Source organism: Mycobacterium celatum, assembly GCF_002101595.1.
In the GTDB taxonomy this organism is placed as follows: Bacteria; Actinomycetota; Actinomycetes; order Mycobacteriales; family Mycobacteriaceae; genus Mycobacterium; species Mycobacterium celatum.
On record NZ_LQOM01000001.1, the window covers coordinates 1 to 2090 of the forward strand.

Here is a 2090-nt window from a genome sequence, read left to right on the forward strand (position 1 = left end):
GCTGTTTGGATTTCGCCGAGTTCGATGCGATACCCGCGGATCTTGACCTGCTCATCGGCGCGGCCCAGATAGTCCAGTTGGCCGTCGGTGCGCCAGCGCACCAGATCACCGGTGCGATACATCCTCTGCCCGCCAGCCCCGAACGGGCACGCCACAAACCGCGACGCCGTCAACGGTGCGCGGCGCACATACCCGACCCCCACCCCGGTGCCGGCCACATACAACTCCCCGACCACCCCGACGGACACCGGGCGCAACCAGCCGTCGAGCACGAACAACGCCGCACCCGGAACCGGCGCACCGATCGGCACCGCCCCCGAGTCGGGTGTCAGCGGCGCGCTGATCGCCGCGTACACCGTGGTTTCGGTGGGCCCGTAGGCGTTGATCATCACCCGTCCGGGCGCCCAGCGATCCACCACCTCGGCCGGACACGACTCCCCTGCCACCACCAACGCCGTCGAATCCAATCCCTCAGGTGTCAAAACGCTTACCGCCGAAGGGGTCTGGGTCAACACGTTGACGTGTTCCGCCGTCAGCAGGCGGTGGAAGTCTTGCGGGGTGCGGGCCACCGGCTCGGGCACCACCACCAGCCGCCCGCCGTGCAGCAGGGCACCCCAGATCTCCCACACCGACACGTCGAAGGCGTAGGAATGCCACTGCGTCCACACCTGCCCCGGCCTCGGCTGCAGGCCGACGTCGAACGAGTCGAACAGCCGGATGACGCTGTGGTGGGTGACCGCCACCCCTTTGGGCACACCGGTGGTGCCCGAGGTGTAGATCAGGTAGGCGATGTCATCGTGGGCCTGCGGGGGCAACGCTGTTCCAGGCTGGTCCTCGATGCGGGGGTCATCCGTATCGACAACCGGTAATTCACAGTCGTCGAGCCGCGATCGTAGGTCCGGGGTTGTAACAGCGGCGGTCGGTGCCGCGTCGTCGAGCATGAACCCGATCCGGCCCGCCGGCAGCGCTGGGTCGATCGGCAGATACGCCGCTCCGCTCTTGAGCACTGCCAGAATTGCCACGATCGCGTCGACCGACCGCGAAAACAGCAGGGCCACAGACTGTCCCGGCCCCGCGCCATGAGCGGCGAGCAGGTGCGCCAACCGGTTGGCAGCCTCGTCCAGCTCGCGGTAGCTCAGTGAGCGGCCTCCGCAGCTGACCGCCACCGCGTCCGGTGTGCGGGCCACCTGGGCGGCGAACAACACCGGAACCGTCATCGGCGCCGCTGCCGGCGGCCGGGTCAACACCGCCCGGTGACCGATCTCGTCGAGGCGGGCGTGCTCCGGCACGTCGAGCAGATCGATCGACGACACCCGCCCGCTCGGGTTGGTGGTCATCGCTCCCAACACCGTTTCGAACCGGTCGATGAGCGCCTCGATGCTGTCTTCGTCGAACACGTCGGCGTCGTATTCGACGCGAAGGCCCAGTTGCGGGCCCGGCATGGCCACGAGCGTCAGCGGATAGTGGGTGGATTCCCGCACGCTGAACTCGGTGACGGCGATCTGGTGTTCACCGCTCAACGCGGCGGCATCCACCGGGTAGTTCTCGTAGGCGAACAGCGTGTCGAACAGTTGGTCGTGCCCGGTGATGCGGTGAATCTCGCCCAGCGCCAGGTGCTGATGCTCCAGCGTGTTGTTGTGCTCGGTTTGCAGCTGGTCGAGCAGCTCTGCGGTGGTCGTTGTCGCGGTGATGCGCGCCCGCGCCGGCACCGTGTTGATCAACAGGCCGACCATCGAGTCCGCACCGACCACGTCTGCGGGCCGACCCGAGACCGCGACACCGAATGCGACATCGTGTTGCCCGGTCAGCCAGCACAAAAGCTGCGCCCACGCGCCCTGCAACACGGTGTTGACGGTGGTGTGACACGAGCGGGCCAGTTCGCCGACTGCGCGAGAGGTCTGCTCGGGCACCTGGGTCGACTTGACGCCTCGATGTCCGCGCCCCGACATTTGCGGCGGCCCCACCAGGGTCGGGGTGTCGAAGCCGGCCAGGACCTCGCGCCAGGCGGCGCGGGCGGCGTCGAGGTCACGATCAGCCAGCCAGCTCACAAACCGGCGATACGACGACGCGGCAGGCAGTCGTTGTCCGCT

General features: G+C 67.9%; 1 protein-coding gene. It reads right to left on the reverse strand.

Annotated elements, in window-relative coordinates; genetic code table 11:
• A partial coding sequence (locus AWB95_RS00005) for a non-ribosomal peptide synthetase (protein WP_139818435.1) occupies positions 1-2090 on the reverse strand: 2090 nt, incomplete at both ends.